Raw genomic sequence first — 18,608 nt, 5'->3', positions numbered from 1 at the left:
CCGCTTCTCCTACAGCGTCAGCGATGGCGTCAGCACGGTCAGCGGTGAGACAGTGATCACGCTGACGGCGGTCAACGACGCGCCGCTCGCCAGCAGCAGCGCGATCGTCGCTGACGCGGTAACTGAAGCGACCGACGGCATCGCTGCCGTTGTACTCGGCCGGTGGCAGATACTTCAAGCCAAGCAGCTGTGCACTGCTCAGGGTAGCGGTGTCGCCAAGCGCGCTGCCATCGGCGTATTGCAGGCTGCCGATAGTCGGCAAAGCGCTGACGACGATGCTCAGCGCGCTGCTATCAACGTCGGTCGGCGCGCTCAGCCCAAGCGCCACGGCGGCGCCCTCTTCGCTGGCGACGATCGCGCTGCTGCTGGCGAGCGGCGCGTCGTTGACCGCCGTCAGCGTGATCACTGTCTCGCCGCTGACCGTGCTGACGCCATCGCTGACGCTGTAGGAGAAGCGGCCGACGGCATCGCTGGCCTTGTATTCGGCCGGTGGCAGATACTTCAAGCCGAGCAGCTGGGCGCTGCTCAGCGAGTCCCCGACGCCGACCGTGCTGCCGTCCGCGTACTGCACCTCGCCAATCGTCGGCAGAGTGCTGACCAGGATCGACAGCAGCGGACTATCGACGTCGGTCGGCGCGCTCAGACCGAGCGCCACCGCCGCGCCCTCTTCGCTGGCGGCAATCGCGCGGCTGCTGGCGACCGGCGGCAGATTGCCGCTGTCAGCGGCGCTCACGATGTTGACGTTGTCGATCCGCAGCCGACTCGCCGCGCCGGAAAAACCGAGCAGGTCGAAGTAGAGCGTCAGCACGGTGCCGGCGGCGATACCGCTGAGGTCGATGCTGACGGTCACCGGCTGATCAACCGCTAGCGTGCCGCCGTTGCGGTCGCTAAGGCCGCTGGCGCTGACCGACGCCGCGGCAAACACCTTGCCGCCGGCCTGCAGGTTGAACAGCGCGTCGCTGTTGGCCACCGGGATGCTTCCGGCGACGGCGTTGCCGGCCATATCGAGCAGCGCCACCTCGAAGGCGTCGGACGGACCGCCGTCATTGGCGACAAAATCGGCGCCGAGCAGTTCGAAACGCAGCAACTGCGCCTGCTCAGGAACGGTGAAGGTCTGTACCAGCCGCGACGCCAGCCGCGGGTCCTCGCCGAGAACGCCCTGGCCGTTGGCGACGCCAGCCTGACCGACAGCCATCCAGCCGTAATCGGTCGCCGTCACGTCGGCGACGTCGAAAGCGCCATTGACGATACCGGCATGGACCTCACCGTTGAGCAGCAGCGATTGCGAAATCACGTCGGCTGTTGCCGCGCCCTGCATGCCGACGAAAGCCAGCAAGGCGGTGAGTGGATCGGCTTCGGGGTCGCCGTCACCGGCACCGGGAGCCAAGGCCAGAGCAATGCGGGTGGGGCGGTTCGAGGCATCGAGCGCGTCGAGGTCCAGATACCAGGTCGCCAGGGCGTTGGTGCCGGCCAGCGACACCGTCGTCTCGGGATTGTCCATCGCCAGGTGCAGCGCTTCGCGTTGGCGATCGGCGACGGTGATGGTGTTGGCGGTGGACATGAAGTTGTCGCCGCCATTGCGCGGCACCGACTGGAAGGGGCTGTAGATGTACTCGTCGAACAGGCCGAGGTTGTGCGCCAGTTCGTGGCCGACCACCCAGCCGAAAGACTCGCCGACATCCTGGCGCGTGTCGCCGACGTTCAAATAGGCACGCAGGATGCCATCGACGACCAAAGTCATCGGCTTACCGCCAGCCATCGCACCGCTACGCAGCGGATTGACCACCTGCGAGAGCAGGAAGCGCTTGGCAGGAATCGAAATGTCGTCGCGCAGGAGCTTGCCGCCGAAGCTTCCGGCCCCGCCGCCGGCTTCGGTGAGATTGCTCTCGAAGCTGCTGTAGGCAAAGTCGATCCCGGCGAAGCTGCGCGACTCGTTGTCGGCGACGTCGAGCCACGGCCGGTTGATCATCACGATCGGATTGAGACCGATTTCGCCGTAGGCGAACTCGCTCCGCTCGATACTGGGCAGGTAGATCGACGCCGGGTACACCGGCCCCAGGGCAGCCGGATCCTTGCCGAAGACATTGTGGAAACCGGTCAGCACCTCGGCCCATTCGGCGTCGGTGATCAGCGGCGAGAACAGGCTGACGAAAGTGCCGTAGTTGCCGGTGGCGAAACCGTTCGCGTCGTGCACCGGCGTCGTCGGGTCGGCGAGCCACTGCTCGTATTCGGTACGAATCGCCTGCACCATGGTGCGCAGGGTCGACAGCGAAACGCCGACGGTCTGCTTCTCGACCGCGCGCGCCGAGACCCTGATCTGGCCCAGATTGCGGCCACCCTCCTCGACCTGATAATCGGCAAAGTCGTCGATCGCACTGGGATTCACCGCCTGGTACTTGATTCCCTGCGCGATGTCGCCGCTGATCTCGACCGAGAACTGTCCGCTCGGATTCAACAGCGGCTTGACCTCTACCTGCGCGGCATTGTCGAAAGCCAGCGTTCGCGTCTTGCCGTCGAGCGTGTCCATCATCGTCCACACGCCGTCGCCCGCGTCGCCGTCGGCGAAGTCCGGCAGGTAGAAGAGGTCGACCACCTCGTCGCGGACGCTGCCGTTGCTCAGCGTAATCGTGAAGTACAAGGCGGTCTTCTCGATCGGCAGGTCGGCATCGGCGTAGGTCTTGACGAAATCGTCGCTGAACCTCGCTTTCAGGTCGAGGTGCAGGCTGTCACCGGGATTGAGCAGCAGGTTTTCATAAAGCGGCGCGTGGGCCAGGTTGTCGTTTAGCGCCTTTTCGAAGGCGCCGTCGACGAACACCAGGAAGTCGTTCGGGTCGGTGGTCACGGTGACCGTGAACGATTCCGTGAAGCCATTGGTCAATTCGACCCACTGACTATCGAAGCCGCCCGCCGTATCGGAAAAGAAGACGCCCCGGTCGCTTTCGTCGGTCGTGCTGTCGGTAATCAGCCCGTGCGAGAACTGGACATGGTCGAGCAGGATCTCGGCGTCCGCCGAGCCGCCAGCGCTGAGCGAGAACTTCAACATCCGTTCGGCGCCCCGGAACTCGACCGGGACTTCCAGCAAGCGGTTGACGAAACCGCTCCCCTCACTGTCGACCGCGACCGCACCAAGGAAGATCCAGCTGTCCGAGTCGGGCAGGTAGCCAGACACCCGCAGCGTCTCGCCATCGCCTGCGTCGACTACCTGGACGTCGAAACTCAGGTACTCCGCCCAATCCGGGACGACCATCCGATTGTGCTGGATCCACGAATTGTCGTTGTCGAGCATCGCTGCGTGCTGGCCCTCGGTCAGCGTAACCAGTCGGTCGCCGGGAGCGTAGAGTGCCGCGAAGTTACCACCATGGAAGGACCAGCCCGGCAGATCGCCGGTGAGGTTCGTCGCCAGACCGCCCGCCGAGTATTCGAGCAGCCAGCTGCGGTTAAGCGCGCCTTCCTCGAAGTCGCCGTTGAACACCGAGGGTACCGGCAGGCCCGACGGATTGATCGTCTCGCTGTTGTCGAAGCTCACCGGGATGCGAATCGTGCTCGGCGTGCCGGCGTACGGCACGCCACCCTGCGGCGAGAACGCCCAGCCGGTGCCGATACCCTCCGACGGACCGACGCCAAGGGCAAACGACTGCGCGTTGTACCAGGGGATGCTAACGCCCTGAAACTCGATCGCTTCCTTGTCGGCCAGGCGACGGTAGACCGGCTCGCCGGCCTTGTCGAAGTTCACCGCCGACAGATCCGTGGTCGCGCCGTACCAGCGCCAGACGCGGCTGTGCGGACCGCCCGGCCTGAGCGAGCCATCGCTAAGGGCGGTCAGCGTCGCCAGCCCGTCGTCGACGGTGAAACCGGCGCGGCCGTTGAGGTTGATGCTGACATCGAAATTCGGCACAAAGCGGCCATTCGGTGTGGACACGATGCCGCCACCGAGCGGCAGAGCCGTCGGACTGGCCAGAGTCTGGTAATAGTGCTCGGCGAAATCAATGTTGCTCCAGCGCTGGACGTCCGGATCGAGGAAGTTGCCGGTCGGAATGATCTCGTTGGTCGGCAACATCCCCCATAACTGCGTCAGCGTGCCAAGCGCGCCCAGACCCAGCGCGCTGAGGCTACTGCCAAACAAGTCGATGTACTCGCCAACGGGAATGTCGAGGGACGGCTGATTGAAATCATGGACGTCCAGCGAGGTCATCGTCAGCCGCACGGCCTTGGCGTAAATGCCAAAACGCTGGGCGATTTCACTGTTCACCACCGTGCCACGGCTGTGACCGATCAGGTGGATCGGCGAGTCGAACAGCTTGTTGTCGCCGAGGTTGAAGTTGAGCCTGGCCAGCGCCGAATAGAGCGCGTCGGCGGCCGCCTCGCTGAAGCCGTTGGTCGGAAAATCCGACTCGTTGAACCAGTCGCTGACCAACACCACCGGCTTGCCGGCCATCGCCGGCGAGGCGAGCACCGATTCCAGATCGACGCTGGTTTCGAAAGTGGCGCCGTTATAGAAGACCAGCCAGCGGCCGGTCGTCTTCTGGTACAGCGCGGCGACGCCCTCACCGCCGGCACGGGCGATGTTCTCGGCCATTTCGATGAATGCGGCAATGCTGTCGGCGACGTTGGCCGGCGCCGTCGGCGAAAGCTGGAAGCCATGCGTCAGAAGCGTCACGCTGCTGAACGGCTGCGAAGCATCGCGGTAGGCTTCGGTCTTGAACACGCGCCAGTCGCGGGCGATCACCGTGCCCGACGGCGACACCACCTCGACGCCCCAGAAATACTGCTGGCCGGCGGTGAGCTTGAGTTTCTCGGTCAGCGCCTTGATGAAGATCAGCGATCCGTCCGCGTCGATGCTGTTCGCATCGAGCAGCGCGGACGAGAAGATCCGGTCGGCGTTCAGATCCGGCTTCCCGAGGTCGCTCGGGAAAAGGCCTTCACTGCCCCGGTAGGTGCTCACGTAGAGCCGGCTCTTGGCATTCTCGAAGCCCTTTACCAGCCATGAGAACGTCGGTAGCAACTCGCTGCTCAGTTTGCCGGGCGCCAGCAGTTCGAGCGACGCGCCGCCCTGCGCGACCAGGCCGTTGGCCTGCCCGCCGACACCGATCGGGCCGGTGAACTCCTCGCCCGGTGGCACGCCGAAGACCGGGTCCGAGTGGAAGCTGCCGGGCTTGATGATCTTGAAGTTCGAGCGGACGTTGATCGACGGCGCGAGGTCGTCGATCGGCTTGCGCTCGAGTTGCCCGGCAAAGTCCGGGTTATTGACCGCGGTAATCATCGCCTGCACGTCGAAGCCCATCACCACCCGCTGGCCGCGGTAAGCGGCGTAGAGAGTGTCGCCGTCCGGCGAGAGGACCAGATTGTCAGGCCAGGACATCGGCACCGGGCGGGTGGCCGCGACCAGAGTCGGTGCCTCACCCAGCGGGTCGCGGATGATGCCGACGTTGCCGCCCGCCGGATGGAAGGGATCGTAGTTCGGGTCGTGCGACGGATTGTCCTGAATGAAGACGTTGAAGCCCGAGACGAAGGCGTACTCGCCGTCCTTCGAGAGCACCACGGAGATCGCATTGTTGACGTCGAAGTAATCGGTGAACGAACCCAGATGCATGCCGACGGCGGTCTGCGTGTAGCTGCCGACGTCACCCTTGACGATCACCACGCCCTTGGAATCCGACAGGCGGTTGGTGTACAGCATCACGTTGGCGTCGTTGGTCGCCGACACGCCGTAGGGTTCGCCGCCCGCCAGCAGGACTTCCACGATCTCACCGTAAGTCTCGCTGCCTTCGGCCACGTCGATCACGAAGACCCGGCCATCGCCGCTGCCGCTACCAAAGAGCATCTTTTCCGGCGCGGCGACGAACAAGCGCGTGCCGTTGGCGTTGATCGCCATGCCGCGCAGACCGGACGGTGCCGGCCCCACATCGATGGTGCGCACCAGCTTGTTGTAGCTGCCCGATGACGGATCGATGTCGAGCACGTAGATTCGCCCGGCGACCTCGTCCGAAACGTAGGCCTTGTTGCCATTCTTGCTGACCGCGATCCAGAACGGCCTGGCACCCGGCAGCAGCTCGATATTGCTGACGCCGTTGGCCAGATTGCCATCGGCGTCGAGCTGCTGCAAGGCGACTGTATCGATGACGGCGACCGCGCTTTCGTAACGCAGCGTCGCGTAGGCGCGCGTGTTGTCGGGGCTGATCGCCACCGAGCGCGGCGCCGGGTAGTCGCCGCCGATCGGGATGCGCGCGGCCAGATACTTGCTCTGGCTGTCGATCACCAGCAACTGGTTGCCGCTGAGGCCGCCGAAGATGTAACGCGCGTCGTAGGACAGCTGCACGCGGTTGCTCTCCTTGCCGACCAACAGATCCCAGGCACCATCGTTGCTCAGATATTGCGGCCGCCTGACAAAGACCTTGGCGGTACCGATGGCCACCGACTGCGGCACCTGTACAAAGACCTGCTCCGGTGTACTCGAGGCATCGGGATGGACCTCGTAGCGACGACCGTCGGGCGTCTCGAAGATGACGAACAGGTCGGCGATGACGCTGCCGTCCTTGGCCGAGGCGGGCGCCGACGGGTTGTCGTAAATGAAGCGATCGCCCTGGATCTCGACGAAGGGCGCCAAGAGGTCAGCGCCTGCCGCCCGAAAGAGCAGCCGCGCTTCCGAGATGAAGGGCTCGCTGGCCGGCGACGTGCTCGGGGTGTAGGGATTGACCACCTGGATGACGTAGTCGCTGACCTTGCCGGCGGCTATTTCGACGCCGAGCGTCGTCCGTTGCGGCAGACCCTGCGCCGGCACCGAAATGATCTGCAGTTCACGTGCGCCAAAAAGCGCGGTCATGATGAAACCCGAGGTCAGCGAAAAAGCCGCGCCGATGGCGGAGCCGCCGCCGAGTGACGAAAGCATCGCGAACGACGAGCCGCCGTCGTTGATCCCCGACGGGAAAGTGGCGTAGGTCCGCCCGCGCACCTGCCCGAACTCGGCTTCCCCGGCGACACCGGCAATATAGACGCCCGAGATCGCGACCCCGGCATAAGGCGGCGACGACGTACGCGCCATGCCGTCCTCGCCGACGATGCCGGTCTCCTCCTGCAGCCAGACCGGCAGCAGCGTCCCCTCGGGGGTCGGTATTTCCGCGTAGCGCATGAAGACCACCGTCGTGCCGGCCGCCAGACCAGTGGTCGGAATCGCCAGCTGTACCGGCGTCGCCAGCTTGCCGTCGCCGATGTCGAGCCGGAAGGCGCCGGCCATGAGCATCTCCTCGGGCATCGCCAGCGGCAGTTCCGCCGCCGTGAGGGCGGCGATCGAGACCGGCGTATTGTCGGTCAAGGCCGCCGCCGCCACCGCCACGAGCGACCCGTCGGCGCCTTCGACGATGCCACCGCGGCTGCCGAGCACCGCCGGCCCGCTGATCGGCGCCTCAACCATCGCTGACAGAACGACCTCGCCGCCGCCGTTGATCACGGTAACCGTGGCACTTCCCGCCGCCTTGCCGGTGATCAGGCCGTCGGCCGACACACTCAGGACACGATCATCGCTGACGAAGTAGCGCGTGCCGCTGCTCGCCGGCGCCAGGTCGATCTGGCCGGCAAGGCTGGCGACGATCTGGCGACGGCCACCGTTCTCGGTCAGCGCGACGGCCCCCGGATAGACGTCGAGGCCCATCGCGAAAACGTAGGCGGCAACCGTCTCGGTCGGCGTACCGACGGTGAACGATGTCGCCGCGCGCAGTTCGCCACGTTCGGCGACGAGCACGCCGGAGCCCTTGCCGACGGCGCTGATCCGCCCGCCGCTGGCGATCGTGCCACTGCCAACGTTGCTACTGCTCAGGCTGACGTACGAAACCGGCAATTCGACGCCGCTCTGGTCGGCGAAATCACCGATCAGGCTGATCTGCCGCCCTTCGCCGACGTCCAGTCGCAAGACGCGCTCGACGAAGTCGATACGCGTCAGCGCCGCGTTGCTGATCGTCACGGCGATGGTCTGGAGGGTGTGGCCGAAGCCGTCGTCGGCGCGGATAGTGAAGTCGGCGCTGCCGACGAAGCCCATTTCGGGCGCAAAGATCACCGCCCGGCCGTCGCCCGACAGGCGCGCGGTGCCATGACTTGCGCCGACGATGGAGAAGAAGCTGCGGTCGCCTTCCGGATCGGTGACAAAGCTCGCTACCGGTGCGCTGACATCCAGATCCTCGTGCGTGGTAACCGTCGACGCGACCACCACCGGCGCCTGGTTCGGGGTAAAGCCGGTGTTTTGCATCAGCAGCTGCAGGTCGAGACTGTCGATCACGCCATTGGTGTCGGCGTCGAGCGCCAGCGCGTAGCCAGCGTCGCCGCTGCGCAGCCCGGCGGCAGCAGCGATCAGCACGGCATCGCTGCCGTCGACCTTGCCATCGCGGTTGGCGTCGCCGGCAACGAACAGCGACAGCTGGTAGCTGCCGGCACTGGCGGCGCTGCCACCGCCAACCTCGATCAGCTTCAGGCCGGCGCGATCAAGTTTGTAGAGCGCGAAAGCGCGGTTGCCCTGCACTGACGAGGCCACCGCTGTCAGTCCCGGCAGCACCGGCAGCAGCGGTAACAGCCCGCCGCTGCCCTCGACGATCAGCCCCAGGTATACCGAGCCGCTGGCCGTCGACGCCAGTTCGGACTCGCGCAGGGTGAACGCGAAGCTGGCTTTCTCGCCGGCGGCGAGATGGCCGGCAACCGGCGTCGCCAGATAGCCCAGCGACGAACCCAGGTCGGCGGTGATCGCCTGCTCTGCGACGCCCGTGCCGCGGTAATCGAACAGGCTGCCACCTCCGGCAGTAGCGACCATCGCCAGGCGTCCAAGGGCGCCCTCCTCGTAGCCGTAGCGGAGCGAACGCGCTACTTCGAGATCGCGAACGGCACGCAGGCGACCCTGCGCGTCGTACTCGTAGAGGAACTGGCGGCCGTCGTCGGCGACGACGCGTTCGATGAAACCATCGCCGTTGAGCGAAAACTGCACGCGCTGGCCGTTGCTGGCGACAATGCCGCTGTCGCTGAGCAGCAGGCGAACGCCATCGGTGAAAACAATCTCGCGCACTTCGCCATCACCGATGTGGTAGCGCGTGCCGTCGGGAGCGACCAGAACGTAGTCGGTACCTGTGGCGTTGGCCGGGTTGTAGCCCTTCCCGGTAAGCAGGTCGAAATAGCTGGATCCGGCGCGCTGCAGCAGCGTCGCTGGCGCCTCCAGCGACCAGCCGCTGCCATTGTCAGCGAAGGCCGGCAGGTACCAGGTCTGACCCGGAATCGAGTGTTTCTGCGGGGCGAAGCTGAAAGCCACGCGCTGGCCATCTGGCAGCGTCAGGAAGACCCGCTGACCATCGGCAAAAGTGCCGAGCACGCCAGCCGTCTCGCGACCGGTCAGCGACACGTCGGTTTGCAGATCGACGTCCCGGAAGGCCAGCCGCCAGCCCTCGCCGAAGCTGCCCGGAATCGAGCGCGCCAGCGAATCGTAGCGGCGTGCGAAGGCCAGGTCGTGGCCGCCGACGGTCAGCACAAAGTCGGTCTCCGAGCGCAGCAGCTGCGGCTGCTTGCTCGCCACATCGACCTCGATCGCGATGCTCGCTTCGCCGCGTCGGCCGGCCAGGTCGACGACCCGCAGGCGCAGCGAATAAAAGCCATTGGCCAGGCCACTCGGGTCGAGCTGTGCGAAAGCAGCGACATCGACCGCGCCGTCGCCGCTGGCCAGCAAGGAGTAGTGTTCCTCTCCGTAACGGGCGATTTCCAGGGTCCACGAGTCGACGTTGTCGTCGCCGGTGCTGCCGATCAGTGCCGTCGTCGCAGTGATCCGGGCAAATGCCAGCTGACTGGTGAAGGACGGCGTCGGCGCGCTCTTGTCGAGCGGATCGCGGACGCGGATGACCGACGTGCTGCTGCCGACGAAACCGTCTACATCGGTGGCCTCGGCGCGCAGGGCGATCTTGCCGACCGTGGCGGTGCTCAGCAGCGCTCGTCCATCCTGGTCTAGCGACACTTCGACGCCATCGGCGTAGAGGCGCAGATGGGCGATCGCGCCAAAGCTCTCGGCGATCACGTGCACCAACACCTGCTGGCCTGGTATGACCGGGAAGCTCGGTGTGTTCTCGATGATCACGTTCGCTGTCGGCGCTGTCAGCGCGGCCCGGATCAGCAGTGGCAGCGTCGTGCTGGCGAGACCATCCGAGACCTGCGCCATGATCAGGTAGTCGCCCGCCTGGCCGGCGCCGGGTGTCCATTGCAGCAAGCCGGTCGCCGCATCGAGCGTCGCTCCGTCGGGCAGACCGCTCGCGCTGTAGCTGAGCTGGGAGTTCTGATCGGCGTCCTGTGCGACGATCTGGAAGGCAAGTGGCCGACCGAGCAGCGCCGCGTGATTGGAGACGCTCAACTGCGGTGCCCGGTTGACGTTGGCAATTGCCACGCTGACCGTGGTCTCGCTGCTCGCGCCCTGCGGGTCACGCGCCGAGAAGCTGAAGCTGTAGTCACCCGCCTGCTCGTAACTCGGCGTCCAGCGGAACTCACCTGTGCGCGCGTCGAAGCGCGAACCCGCGGGCAACGGCGTCAAGGCGCTGAACACCACCGGGTCGCCGTCGACATCGCCAACACTCAGCTGGAACTGCAGCTGGGCACCCTCGCGGCCGCTCTGCGGCAGCAGGGCAACGACGATCGGCGCCTGATTGCTGTTCTGAACCGTGAGACGCACGCTCTCAGAGCTCTCGGCGCTGCCGTCGCTGACCGAGAAGCGCACATCCGGGTAGTCGCCGGCGCTGAAGAGATGCGGCGTCCAGTTGAGGACGCCACTGACAGTATCGAAACTGGCACCTGCCGGCAGATTGCTGACCGCGTAGCTGAGCACATCGCCATCGGCGTCGATGGCTGCCAGCTGCAGGCGGAAAGCCTGACCCTCGAGCAGCGTCAGGTCGCCGACCGGCGCCAGCACCGGCGCGCTGTTGGCGTTGCGGACCTTGATGCGCACCACCTGCGAGACTTTGTTCGGTGCCGTCGCGCCCTGGTTGCCGTTGTCGCTGACTTCGAAACGCACGTCGAAGCTCTGACCGAGGCTGGCCGCGGTCGGCGTCCATTCGACCAGCGCCCGGCCGTAGGTCGGCTGCGGCGTGAGGGTCATTCCGGCCGGTGCGTTGAGCATGGCAAAAGCGAGCGCATCCTGATCGAGATCGCGGGCGTCGATGGTGAAACTCAGGCGCTGGCCGACCAGCGCCAGCTTGTCGCCGAGCGGTGCCAGCAGCGGCGATTCGGAGGCGGACAGCGCGCTGAGGATGAAGCGCCGCGTAAACGACTGCGCCAGCAGCGCGCCGCCGCCGTCGCCGTCATCGGTCGCGGTGAGCGCGATCTCGTAGTCGCCGCGGTCGCCGGAGTGCGGCGCGAAAACGAATTTGCCGCTGCCGTCGCCGTGGTCGACAAAACTCGCAAAGGCCGGCAAGCCACTGACGGTGAGCTGCAGCAGATTGCCATCGTCGTCGCTGGCACTCACCGGCAGTTCGAAGACGCTGTCGCGTTGCACGCTCTGCGGCAGGATCGCGGCGATTTCCGGCGTGCGGTTGGCATTGCGGATGCTGATCGGCACGACAATCTCGGAAGTCAGCGGCACGCCGCCGTCACCGTCGTCGGTGGCGGTGAAGCGCACGTTGTAGTCGCCGGCCTGGCTGAAGTCGGGCGTCCAGCTGAACATCGCCGTCACCGCATCGAAGCGCGCCCCAGCGGGCAGACCGCTGACGACGTAAGTCACCGTTGCCTCGGAACCTTCCTGCAGGGTGAGCGTGCCGCTACTCTGGCGATCCTGCGGGATGAAACCGGGATTGTCGGCATCGAAAGCGAAGGCGCGGAAGCTCAGCACCTGTCCCTCGAAGCTGATCCACGACCCGAGTTCGTCGAAACGCGGTGCGGCGTTGACGTTCAGGACATGCACGCGCAACTCGGTTTCGGTCGCTTTGGCGCCGTCGCTGGCGCCGAGCTTGAGCAGATAATCGCCGGCCTGCGTGAAGCCGGATGTCCATTCGAAGACGCCGGTATGCGGATCGAGAAACGCACCGACCGGCAGGATGTTGGCGAAGAAGACCAGCTGCTGCCCGTCCACGTCGGAAGCCTGCAGCTGCAGGCGCAGCGAATCGCCTTCGCGGATCGTCCGCTCGGCCAGCGGCTTGACTTCGGGCGGCGCGTTGTCGGGCTTGATCAGCAGCGTGAACGAGCGGGTCACCGAGGTCTTGCCGTCGCTGACCACCAGCTCGACGTTGTGATAGGTGCCGGCGGACTGGTAATCGGGCGTCCACAGCAAGGCCTTGAGTTCGGGATCGAAAACGGCTCCCGGCGGCAGATTGTTGGCAAAATACTGCAGGAAGTCTTCGTCGGGGTCCTGCGCCGACAGACCGACCAGCAGCGACTGGCCTTCCTGGCCCTCGATCTCGCCCGGCAGTTCGGAAACCACCGGCGGACGATTGGCGCCGGCGACTTCGATGACGAAGGCCTGGCTGTCGAAACCGCCACGCGTATCGTAGGCGCGCAACAGCACTGAAGCAGTGGCCGGACTGAGCGCCGCCGGCAGCCAGCTGAGGACGCCGCTGTGGCTATCGAGCTGCAGGCCCTCCGGTCCATCGAGCAGCAGGTAGGCCAGCGCACTACCGTCAGGGTCGACGGCCAGTGCCTGGTAGCTGTAGGCCTGGCCAGCAGCAGCGACGCTCAGCGGCGTCGAGGTGAAGCTCGGCCGCTGGTTTGCATACGGCACTGCATAGATACCGTGGCCAATGCCGATCTGTTGCGCCGCGCCGTTGCTGATCGAGACGCTGAAAGTGGCCAGCGACGCGCCGGCCTGCAGCTTGCCGTTCGGCAGTTTGCCGGAAAGGTCGATGTACCAGAGGCTGCCGGCGCCCTGCGGGGCGACGCCAGCGAGCGGCCGGCCCTGGAAGTAGCGCGCCGGGTCGATGATCAGCGACGCCGGCAGGAGCAGGTCGTAGTCGGCTTCGTTGGTGATCGTGACGTCGTAGGAAACGATGCCGCTACCGCGGTCGCTGCGCACGCGATCGAAGTCCAGGCGGACCACCGACGAGAAGTCCTGGGCGGCGACGAAGCTCGATATGAAGGCCGAGCCGAGCGCCATGCCGGCGCTGCTGCCGACGCTGCCGAGGACGCGCAGGTCGTAGAGGTCGGCTTCCAGGTCGCTGACGGTCAGGGTGACGGTACGCGCCGGCGCGTCGTAGCTGACGCCGCTGATCGTCGCCAGGCCGCCGTTCTGACGCACCACCTGGTAGTTCAACGGATTGAGCACCGAAGCCGAAGCCGAAGCCGGCCCGGCAAACATGTCCTGGTCGAAAGTGATCGTCAGTTCGCTCAGCGGCAGCAACACCACCGCCCGGTTGGGCGGATTGGTGGCAAGCACCTGCGGCGCGACGATCGGACTGATCACGTCGACCTGCTGCGACTGGCCGAGCAGGATGCGGCCGTCGCTGGTCGCCACCACCGCCTCGCCGCGCGAGCCGCCGCGAGCGATCTCGACGCTGCGTAGCGTCGTCAAGTCGACCATGGTCAGCGCCGAGCCGACTTCACCATGCGTCGAGTTGCTGGAAACGAACAGTAGCCCCGCCAGATCCGTGCCGGCGCGGCCGAAAGCCAGCGAGTCGACTTCGCCGTCGAGACGCACCATGACCGTCGCGCGACCGCGCTGGTCGAAACTTACGACGTCGCCACGCGCCGGCCAAGAGGTCGCCCACAGCGTCTCGTTGGGCACGAAAGCGAGGTCGTCGACGCGCAGGTCGCTGAAATGCCGGAAGTTGCCGCTGCTCGGGTCGAAAATCTCGATCCCGTCGCCCGACGACAGGTAGATCTCGCCGGTCGACGGCTTGATCGCCAGCGCCTGCGTAATACCCGTGCCGAAGCGCGCCAGGATTTCGCCGCTGTCGGCGTCCAGGCGCAGCAAGGCGCCACCGCCGGTGGTCGCCCACAGCTGTCCCTGCTCGTCCAGCGCCAGGTCGAAGATCGGTTCGTCGAGTTCGACGAAAGGCTGCAGCGCACGACCGCCATCGTGCGCGATGCGGTACAGCCAGCCACGGTTCGGACCGCCGCTGATGATTGTCGAACCATCCGGCATCTCGACGATCGCCAACGGACCGATCGCCGCGTGGCTCTCGACGAAGTCGGTGGCGTAGGACTGCGCGGTGAACGGGCGCAGGGTCTCGGTGAACTCGGGCAGCTTGGCCAGCGGCGTCGCCGCCGGAATCTGCTGCTGTGCGGCGACGAACAAGGGATTGGTCGGCGGCAGCACTGGCGCCGGTGGCGGCGGCAGATCCTGCGAAGTCTGGCCGAAGCTCGGCAGACCGCCGAGATTGGCGCCGGAGCCGTCGTCCGGGGCTTGCACACCACCGGGGGCCGCTTCACGATTGCCGGCCCGATCGGTCGCCAAAGCGAGGAATTCGTAGCGGTGACCGGCTTCGCCGGAGTAGATGTCGAAGCTGTCGCTCGTCTGCCGCTTCCAGATCCGGAAATCGCCACCATCTTTGGCGACATAGACGGTGACGTGAGCGACGCCCGAACCGCCGTCTTCGTCGACGGCCGTCCAGCGCACTTCATAGTCGGAACCACCGGCCTGTACAGGCGTGGCGGTGAGCGTCGTCAGCGGCGCGCCGCTGTCGAGCGTCTGCACCAGTTCCTGCGTCTCCTGCGGCGCAATGGCGTTGAAGCGCACCACCGCCCGCGCCTTGACCAGCGTTCCCGAGGCCAGTCCGTCCTTTGCCTGTACCGTGTAGCCGAGCTGGCCGACGCCGCGACCGTCGGCGGCGTTGGGCAGCAGCAGGCCGCGCGTGGCGTCCACCAGCACCTCGCCGGTCTCCGGGTCGATGGCCTGGAAAACCCAGGAAGCGGTATTCGTGCTCGGGTCGATCCCCGCCGAGACGCGCAGGATGAAGCCTTTTGCATTGCGCAGGTCGAAGTCGCCCTGGAACAGCGCGCGACCGGTCGGAATGCGCACCGTCAGGTCGGCGAGCTTGATGTCGCCGAGGCGGAAGGTACTCGGATCGAGCGCCGGATCGAGTTCGCTGACGACGCGGATTTCGGTTACCGAAGTCGCTGCCGCCGACGGGTTCTCGAACTTGATGGTGTACGGCAGCGCCTGAGCCACCGGCAGGAACTGATCGACGCCGTAACCCTGCGGACCGGCGATCGACGCCAGCTGGCCGTCGCCGATCGCCTGCTCGTAGAGACGCGAGAAATCGAGCGCGGTCAGCTCGTTGGACGCCGCGACCGAGGCGTAGTCGGGCAAGGCAATCGTTGCCGCCGACGCGCCATCCTTGTCGAAGCCGACGTAGGGAACGAAGATGTTGAAAGTCTGGAAGTAGGTCGGATGCGACAGACCGAGATCGTAGTCGTCGAATACCGGCAGGGCCGGCACGGGAATCCCCCCTTCGAAGCAATCGCTCTCGCGCGCCTCGTAGTGGTCGATGGCGGCCTTGGTGCCCGGCTCGTCACCGTACCATTCCTTGATCTTGGCGAAGAAATCGGCGAGGTCGGCAGTGGTCCGGATTTGCTCACCGGCAGGGCCGATCAGGATCCCGGTCGCCAGCGTACTCATCAGGCTCATCACCTTGATGTCCTGGCGGATCGGCGGCGCTTCGTCGACCGGACGCAGGATACCGACCTCTTCGAGCGCCGCCAGGTAGGCCTGGCTCCAGGTCGTGGCGTCGGCGGCGAGGACGCGCAGCGCGATCGCCGCGCGCTTTTCGGCGAGCGACGTGTCGTCGCTACGCGTGTCTGCGATCTGCGCGTCGAGATCGGCGTCGGCAAGGATCGCCGCGCGCAACTTGAGCGCTTCGGCAGTCTGGTCAGCAATGAACTCGTCACGGGTCATTGCCGTCGCCGCGCCGACGACGTTGAAGCGGTAGGGGATGAAGGGGATCACGCACTTGTCGGGCAAACCTTCTTCCGAGCCGGCCAGCAGCCACAGCTCCCAGAACTCGGGCAGCACCGTGATCATCGCCTGCGGACCGCCGGCGAGCGCCTGGATCGGCTCCAGATCGGGGTACATTTCGTACAGGCCAACGCGCAACGCGTCCCAGTTGAGCGTCGACAGCGCTTTCAGCAGCGGGTAGGTCTGGACATTGAAAGTGGCACCGACGTAACCGCCGGCGATGACGTCATAGGCGTAGCCCGATGAGAGGATCTGGCCGTTGCTGTTGGTCGCCGAATCGAGGCTGGCCCACGGCACGTCCTCGCCGCCGCTCTCGGGCTGGCCACGCAGGTTGTTGTAATACTTGAGGAAAGGCAGATCGTAGACGTAGGTGTTGGCGCCCATCTCGGGAACACCGAAGCTGAAGCGCACGTAAGGCGTGTCGACGTTGCTCAGGCTCTGCAGCGCGACGCCGTAGGTGCCGGTCTCGCCGGCAGCGAGGACGCGCGGACCGCCCAGACCAATGGTCACGTCGGTCTCCAGCGCGCGCTCGATCAGGAAACGGTAGGCGACCACCGCCTGCTGGCCATCCGGATTGATGACCTTGAGGTCGTAGAGGCCGAGCGGCGCGTCGCGGAAATCGAAGGTGGCGCGGATCCAGGTCGAATCGATGACCTCCCACTTGACCGGCTCGTACTCGGCGACTCCCGGGCGCACCAGTTTGAGGATTGCGTTGTCGGCGAACTTGGCGCCGCGCACGTCGATGGTCACCCAGCGGCTGTCGCCGCCCTGGTCGACCTGCACGCCGGTGATCGCGAAAGGCACCACCTCGGCGAGCAGCTTGACCTGCGCGTTCTCTTTCGGTTCGCTGTGGCCACGAATCAGGACGTAGTAATCGCCCGGCCTGGTGAAGGGAATCACCGCCGTCTGATTGGCCTGCAGCGGATTCTCGTAGGTCGCGTCGTAGTTGAAGCCGTCGGGAACATCGCCGTAACGAACGAAGATCTCGTTGGCCGCGTCGTGGTCGACAGCGCTCAGGCTCAGCCTGAGCGTCTCGCCCTGGCCGACGGTGAGCTTGTAGACCCGGCTCTGGCCGGTGGACAAAGTGGTGCTCAAGGCGACGCCCAGATGCAGTTCGTCGACGGCGATGCTCAGCGCGTTGGCCGAGGTGCTGAAGTTGTTGGCTTCGCCCGTCGAGCGGTAAGGCCCTTCGAAAACTTCGTTGTAGATGTCGGGGCGGACGATGACGCGATACTGGCCGATCTTGATCGGCGGCACCAGTGCCTCCAGGCTCGCCGTGTAGCTGTCGTTCTCGGCGAGCACGCCACTGTGTGCGAGCTTGCCGAGCAGGCGGTCGCCGATGTCCCAGAGGTTATCGTCGGAGAGATAGACGGCGTCGGTCCAGGCCGCCGAAGTGACATTGCTGCTGTGGTTGGCAACGGTCCACTCGACACGCAACGTTTCGCCGGCCGCGCCGGTGCCGGCAAAAGTGATCGCGTCGACCTGGACGTCGGCCGGCGGCGGCACTTCGAAGATCGACGGTGGCGCGTTCGGCGTCGCGTTGTTGCGCTCGAAGCCACCTTCGAAAACCTTGCCGCGGCCACTACCGCGCGCCGGATCGGTGACCACGAAGACGTAGTAGGCGCCGCTGATGTCGAGCGGCGCGCGCAGCGTCCTGCTGACCGTGTAACTGTCGCCCTGCGCCAGGCCGCCGCGGTGCTCGACGGTCAGCAGGTAGCGATCGCTGTCGAGGTCGAGCAGCGGGTCGCGTGAGAGGTAGATCAGGTCGTCCCAGCGTTCCTGCTCGGGCAGCGTGTCGGCGCCACCGAGGTTGCCGACGGTGTAGGTGACGGTGAAGTCGTTGCCAACGGTGATGTGGTTCGGCGCGCTGACCGCGGTGACCTGCAGGTCGGCGAGCGGCGCCGCCGTCACCGGCAGTGGCGCAACGGTGATGTTGTTGCCCTCGCCGCGGAACTCCGGCACGGCGTCGTTGTTGGCGTCGATGCCGACGCCGCGATACTCGGGAACGATGTTGCTGTTCCACCACGCCAGCCGACTGTCGGCTTCCGAATCGGTGAACGCCAGCAGGCTGAAAACGCCGGCGATGCCGTCGGGCAACTTGACGGTCGCCGTACCGGTATAGCTGTCGCCGGCGTTCAGTACGCCGTAATGGCGGGCCTCGGCGACCTGCAGGTCGAAGGTATCGAGCGAAACGTCTTTGGACAGGAACAGCCGGTCCCACCAGCTGATCTCGCGGGTGTCGCGGTTACCGATATTGGTCACCGTGTAATTGACGGTGACCGTGCCGCCCGACTGCCCGCCCAGCGGCGGCACCAGCAAGGAGGTGACTTTCAGATCGGGTTCGCGGTAGGTGACCGGGATGCTGCCGACGCCGCGGTTGTTGTCCTGCCCGCCGACGCCCTCGTACACCGACGTCGGGTAGTAGTCATCGCGATAATAGGCGTTGACGCCAACGTCGGCCTCACCGGCCGGATAGCGCGGGTCGTAGCGGTTGGCGTCGGTAATCACGTAGATATAGAAATTGCCGCCGATGCCGCGCGGCAGCGTGACCTCGGCGCTCTCGGTGTAGCTCGCTCCCGCCGCCAGACCGCCAGCATTATTGTGCACGAAAGTGCCGAGGCTGGTCGCCCGCTCGGGCAGGAAGACCGGGTCGGGCGACAGATAGACGCTGTCCAGCCAGTAGCGCGTGCCCTCCCAGACCGCTGCGCCGAAGTTCTTGACG

General features: G+C 65.8%; 1 protein-coding gene (cut by a window edge). It reads right to left on the bottom strand.

The annotated features are described in order from the left end of the window. Positions 1-18,608: part of a CARDB domain-containing protein coding region (locus tag E4Q23_RS16910; RefSeq protein ID WP_169067724.1), annotated on the bottom strand (this coding region is incomplete at its 3' end). 15,002 nt of the annotated region lie beyond the right edge of the window; the window shows 18,608 of its 33,610 annotated nt.

Source organism: Candidatus Accumulibacter phosphatis (assembly GCF_012939955.1).
Taxonomy (GTDB): domain Bacteria; phylum Pseudomonadota; class Gammaproteobacteria; order Burkholderiales; family Rhodocyclaceae; genus Accumulibacter; species Accumulibacter delftensis.
This window is presented reverse-complemented; position numbering and strand designations above follow the sequence as displayed.